Consider the following 6,439-nt stretch of genomic DNA (forward strand, 5'->3'; position numbering starts at 1 on the left):
AAAAAAGAATATGAAAATAAGTTTTAAATTATTAATGTGTTTATCAATTCTTCTTGCATTTTCGTCATGTGAGAAAGAATTTGAAAGAACTACTTTTAACCCTTCAGATGCAAATGATACATTTTTGTCATTTTCTTCTGCAAATACTACGGCGTTTCCTGTAAATGTCGATGAATCTGATATTTTAGAGATAGTTATTCAAACAAGTACTTTATCAAGCAATGATAGAACTTTTACAGTACTTTTAGATGAAGAGTTAACTAATGCAAATGAATCTAATTTTGAATTGCCTAGTACGGTAACAATACCAGCCGATTCTTATTTCGGGACTATTGGTGTGAACATAATAGATAATGAGTTTTTGACAGGAGAAGCAAAAACTATTGCGATATCTTTAGGTGATGTAGACAATGTGTTTATGGATTCAAATTTGTTTTCTGTAAATATCTTCGAAGTATGTCCTGTAGATGAGAATTTCTTTGTAGGAACTTACTTAATGGAACAAGTTAGTGATTTAGTAGATGGTCCTACTTTAAGTACAGGTACAATTGTTGAAGTTCAAATTAATGAAGACGATGAAACTGGATTAAGTAGAATGTTTTCTACTCAGCATTATCCTGACTATTGTCCAGATTTCACACCTTTTATCGTTAATTTATTTTGTAATGAGTTTATCGTACCTGTTCAAAACAGTTTATGTTTTTGTAATAGTGGAGACGGTTGGTTTGGTCCTGCTGAAACACCAGATACTTATAGCATAACTGAAGGGGATGATGAATTGTTCATATCATTTGCTGATGATGTGCAGGCAGACTGTAGTGCTACGGTTGTAACGAGATATAAATTTACTAAACAATAAAGCTTTATGAAAAATACATATAAATATTTACTATTTTGTTTAACGTTAGTTCTTACTTTTTCTTGTGAAAAGGATGCAACTGATGGTAAATTTGTTGAAGAACCAACTTCTGGTTGGGTTGATTTTAATGTAAACAACCCTGCTGCAACTTTAGCAGCTACATCTACAGAAATTTCTATTCCGGTAGAGATAAATGCACCAATTAATAAAGAAGATCTTACTGTCAATTTTGAGTTAGTAGAGGTTTCTGGAGGAAGTCCTTCTCAAGTAGTTACTACTACCGAACGGTCTTTTGTAATACCTGCTGGAACTTTAGAAACTGATTTAGTATTAGAAGTGGGTAATATTTTAGCTCTTATAGAGCAAGGTACCACTGTTGAGTTTGATGTAGTGTTACTATCTACTGATAGAGGTTCTATTTCTGCTGGATTAAGTGATGATTCACAGTTTACGAATTTTAGAGTTTCTACTCCATGTTCTGTTAATATTTTAGATGGAAGTGTATATACAGGTACATCTAGTAGAGGTGGTGGTATTGTTCAAGATGATTATCCAGTTACTATAACTGATTTAGGTAATCTAACATATACAGCCGATACATCTTGGGGACCTAACTTTGTTTCTGTTTTAGCTGGGTCTAACGCATATGATGGTATGTTTGCTGCAGCAATTACTTTTACAGTTGATCCTGTAAGTAATACTGTCACAGTAATTAGTGGCGGTAGTGCAGATGGATCTGATAACGGTTTGGGTGCAAGTTATTCGATATCGGGTAGCGGTACTTATGATACTTGTAATGATATTTTTGAGATTAGTGTCACTGAAAATGGTATTTTTACAGACCCTGTATCAGCTGATATTATATTTCAAATGCCGTAATCGTTTTACATACATTTATTTAAAAAACCATCTATAGTTTTATTATGGATGGTTTTTTTTATTTACTTTTATAAAAAAAAATCATGAAAAAAATACTACTTTTTTTTACTCTAATTAACTTTATAGTCTTATCTGGTCAAAATATAAATGATTTATGGAAAGTTAATAATTATCACTACTCAAGCGAACAAGAATGGGAGACTAATGAATTACCATCTGAATTTTTGAGTTTTAGGATGGATATTGATAAATTAGAGAATAAGTTAATTAATATACCGAATCGATCGAAATCTAATGAATTACCTGGTGTGTTGATTAGTTTTCCAAACATTGATAAAGGTTTTGAAACTTATGAAGTCTATGAGGCGCCTGTTTTATCTTATGAGCTACAACAATCATTGCCTAGTGCTAAATCATACATTGGTAGATCTTTGACCAATGAACAAAAAATTATCAGATTTAGTGTGTCTATGTTTGGCTTAAAAGCGGTTATTTTAAATTCTAAAAAAGGTATTCAATTTATAGATTGCATCACAAAGGACAGGAAATCTTATGCAATGTACTACAGAAAGGATTTGAGCGACAGGGTGTTGACTGTTAATTGTTTAGGTGATTATTCTGCCTCACATAATAGAGGTGAATATGAGTTTGAGCAAAGACATGTTAATGATGGTCAACTTCGTGAGTTTAGATTAGCTTTGGCTTGTACAGAAGAGTTTTCAACCTATTATGTTAATACGCTCAATCTTTCATCTTCTTCAAATATTGTAAAAAAGGATGCTATTTTAAATGTTATGAATGACATAATGACTCGTGTTAATGCTGTTTATGAAAATGAACTTTCAATTACCATGACTATAATTCCGGCTAATCGGGACATCATTTTTTTATCAGATAGCTTCTTGACAAATAATGATATTAGTGTTTTAATAGATGAAAGCCAAACATTTATTGATGCTTTTATTCAGTCTGGTAACTACGATATTGGTCATATGTTAAGTACATCTGGTAGTGGTTTAGCTCAATTATATTCTCCATGTACTTCGAATAAAGCTAGAGCTGTAAGTGGCGGTTTGGGTGGAGCACCCATAGGTGTAGTTTATGAGAATACTATGTTACATGAAATGGGGCATCAGTATGGTGCTTTTCATACTTACAATTCTACTAGTTGTGCTAGTGCAGCTACTTCTAGTTCGGCTTACGAGCCAGGTGGCGGTACAACAATTATGTCTTATGCTGGGATTTGTGGGACGAGTTCGAATATTCAATCTACAGCTGATAATTATTTTCATCAAAATAGTATTAATCAAATGTGGTTTAATATAACCCAAGGTAATAGTACATGTGCTTTATCAAGTCCTACTGGTAATAACGAACCTATAGCTGATGCTGGTAATAATTATACGATACCTATAGGAACTCCGTATAAGTTAATTGGTACAGGATTTGACATTGATGGTAATGAGTCGTTGACTTATTCTTGGGAACAATTTGATTTGGGATCTAGTGTTGCTGCTCCTTCAGATATTACTTTGGACGGTCCTGTTGTAAGATCATTTCCACCAAGTACTGATAACACTAGGTTTATACCTAGATTAGAAGATTATGTTTCTAATGTTAATTCATCAACGGATTGGGAAAAATTATTACTTATCAATCGAGATGTTAATTTCTCTCTAGCTGTTCGAGATAATGACATATCAGGTGGGCAAATAGGTGTTGATTATATGACAGTTACTGTAGATAATTCAGGTGGGCCTTTCACAGTTACTTCGCAGAATGTAAATAACTTGTCTTTTTCTGGTGGGTCAACACAAACTGTTACTTGGAATATTGCAAATACAAATTTATCTCCGTTTAATAGTAATAGTGTTAATATACTTCTATCAACTAATGGAGGATTAACTTTTGATACATTATTGATCTCAAATACTCCAAATGACGGAAGTGAAAGTGTTATTTTGCCTAATTTAGATGCAGTTTCTTGCAGGATTATGGTTGAATCTGCAAGCAATATTTTCTATAATATAAATACTAAAAATTTCGCAATTCAAGAAAATTTAAATATAGAAGAAGTTTCTGGTTTTAAAAATTTATCAGTATTCCCTAATCCAAGTAAAGGTAAATTTACAATTCAATTTGATTCTAAAATAGATTATAATCATGATGTAATAGTAGATATTTACGATATCAGTGGTCGTTCGGTTTATGAGAAGGCTTTTTCTAATGCTAATGCTCATCAGTTTAGCCAAACTATAGATTTATCTGATATGGCTGTCGGAGTATACGTATTAAATATTTCAGCAGGTACTAATAATAGTTCATATAAAATTATAATCGAATAATTTGGTGCGATATTTTTTTAAATTTATTTACAAAAGATCAACAATATTTATTGTAGGTCTTTTTTTATAAGTAATTTGTAATTTTCTATTCGCAAACAATATTTTATAACTTTCTTTGTTTAAAAATTAGATAGTTATATATGCAATTAAAATACTTATACATAATTCCATGCTGGATATGCACCTTAAGTCTTACTGCTCAAACAAAACTTGTTAAAAGGGCACAAGGTAATCAGGAGAGCTTAAGAATGACTGACTCTTCATCTGTTAAAAGTGGTGAATATTTTAAACAGTTAGCTACTGTAGATATGTATTTGCAATTTAATAATGAGCTAGATTCAATACCCATTGATACCACCTTAGCAATTAAAAAAGATTACAAATTTAATTACTTGCAGAAAGATAATTTTGGCTTAATGCCCTTTGCTAATATTGGTCAAACATATAATACACTTAGTTTCGATGCTTCAGAAAATAAAACCAAACCTAGTTTTGGAGCAAGAGCCAGACATTTCAACTATCTAGAACATGAAGATATTAGATTTTTTGAAGTTCCAACACCTTGGACACGTCTAACCTATAAAACAGCTTTTGAACAAGGACAGCTCTTAGATGCTTTTTTTACAGTTAATCTATCTAAGCAGTTTAATTTTTCATTAGCATATAAAGGGTTAAGATCGTTAGGAAAGTATCAAAATTCGTTAACCAGTTCAGGTAATTTTCGTTTTAATTCAAAGTACAACACAAAAGACAAAAGGTATACTGCCAAAGGATATATAGTAATGCAAGATTTACTAAATCAAGAAAATGGTGGAATCAAAACCGAGGACCTTGAGAATTTTGCCTCAGGTAATGAAGAGTTTTTGGACAGGTCTGTGTTTGATCCTAATTTTGAGAACGCAGAAAACGTGCTTGAAGGGAAGCGTTTTTATTTTGAGCACTCTTATAAAATTACAAAAGAGAAGGATTCTTTAAGTAACAATAGGCTTTCGCTAATTAATAAAGTTTCTTTTGAAGACAAATTCTTTCAGTTTAGCCAAGATGTGGCTGTGACGGATTTCTTTGGAGATGTTTTTTCTAATAGTATTAATGACAGAGTAACATTAGAAGACTTTAGAACTTCACTTGGACTAAGCTATTCTAATAATACACTAGGTCAAGTTGGATTTGCATTAAACTATACAGATATTAATTATGGTTATAATAGTGTTGTGTTATTTCCAAATCAGCAATCAATACCTAATAGAATTGTGTCCAATTTTATAGGAATAGAAGGAACATATTCAAAAGCTTACAAAGGGTTTAATCTTTCGGGGCGTGGAAGTTTAAATTTATCAGACACATTTGTCGGTAGTTTTTTAGATGGAACAATTAGTTTAAAGTTAAATGAAAATATAGCACTGTCTGGAGGTATTACAATTAACTCTAGACTTGCCAATTATAACTATTTATTATATCAAAGTGACTATATCAATTATAACTGGTATAATTTTGATGACTTCAAAAATGTAAATACACAGCAGATAAAGTTTAGTTTAGAATCACAAAAGTTGTTTAATGCTTATTTCGATATATCCAATATAGATAATTACACCTATTTTAATTTAGAGGAAACAATAGATCAAGTTAATGTTATTAGACCAAAGCAATATAATAAGCCACTTCAATATTTAAGGTTAAAACTTCAGAAGGAATTTAAAGTGGGCAATTTTGCATTAGATAATACAATAATGTATCAAAACGTAGTTAGTGATGATAATGTTTTAAATGTGCCAGATTTTATAACTCGAAATACCTTGTATTATACCAATCAGTTATTCAAAAAGTCAATGACGCTTCAGACAGGTGTAACTCTAAATTACTTTACAGCTTATAATATGAATGGTTATGATCCTTTATTGGCAGAATTTTATACTCAAAATAATACTGAGTTAGGTGGTTTTCCAAGGCTAGACTTTTTTATTAATGCTAAAGTGAGACAAACCCGTATTTTCTTAAAAGCAGAACACTTTAATTCTTCATTTACTGGGTACGATTATTTTTCAGCTCCGAATCAACCCTATAGAGATTTCATTATTCGTTTTGGATTAGTCTGGGATTTCTTTCTGTAAAAGACTAAGACATTTTTTTTAATTAATAGAAGTATGTTTAGTATCACTCTTACATTATAAAATATGAGAATGTATTATATATAAGTCCTACTTATATAGTCTAATCTAATAAGGTGCTTAATAAAGACAGCTGTTTACATGGCTACTTCACGTAAGTGTTATAGTTATAAGAGTTGTTAATAGTAGAGTTTCCTTTTAAGAGTATAAAGGCTACTAGACTTCTTATTATATAAAACCAAAAAAAG

The 6,439-nt window shown here is 31.1% G+C and carries 4 protein-coding genes; all 4 read left to right on the forward strand.

Translation table 11 applies throughout. The annotated features are described in order from the left end of the window. Nucleotides 1-10 precede the first annotated feature (10 nt). Nucleotides 11-859 carry a hypothetical protein gene (locus KO504_RS12680; RefSeq protein ID WP_215927383.1) on the forward strand — a complete coding sequence of 283 codons (849 nt, stop codon included), beginning with the start codon at nucleotides 11-13 and terminating at the stop codon, nucleotides 857-859. Nucleotides 860-865: 6 nt separating this feature from the next. Beyond that, nucleotides 866-1,738: a hypothetical protein gene (locus KO504_RS12685; protein WP_215927385.1), complete on the forward strand. Its 873-nt coding sequence runs from the start codon at nucleotides 866-868 to the stop codon at nucleotides 1,736-1,738. Between the two features lie 224 nt (nucleotides 1,739-1,962). Beyond that, the gene (locus tag KO504_RS12690; RefSeq protein WP_215927387.1) at nucleotides 1,963-4,083 is read left to right on the forward strand and encodes a zinc-dependent metalloprotease; all 2,121 of its coding nucleotides are present in this window, start codon (nucleotides 1,963-1,965) and stop codon (nucleotides 4,081-4,083) included. Between the two features lie 248 nt (nucleotides 4,084-4,331). Further along, nucleotides 4,332-6,194, forward strand: a complete 1,863-nt coding sequence (locus KO504_RS12695) for a putative porin (protein WP_252723679.1) — start codon at nucleotides 4,332-4,334, stop codon at nucleotides 6,192-6,194. The last annotated feature ends 245 nt before the right edge of the window (nucleotides 6,195-6,439 follow it).

This window comes from Winogradskyella psychrotolerans, from assembly GCF_018860565.1.
GTDB classification, from domain to species: Bacteria; Bacteroidota; Bacteroidia; order Flavobacteriales; family Flavobacteriaceae; genus Winogradskyella; species Winogradskyella damuponensis.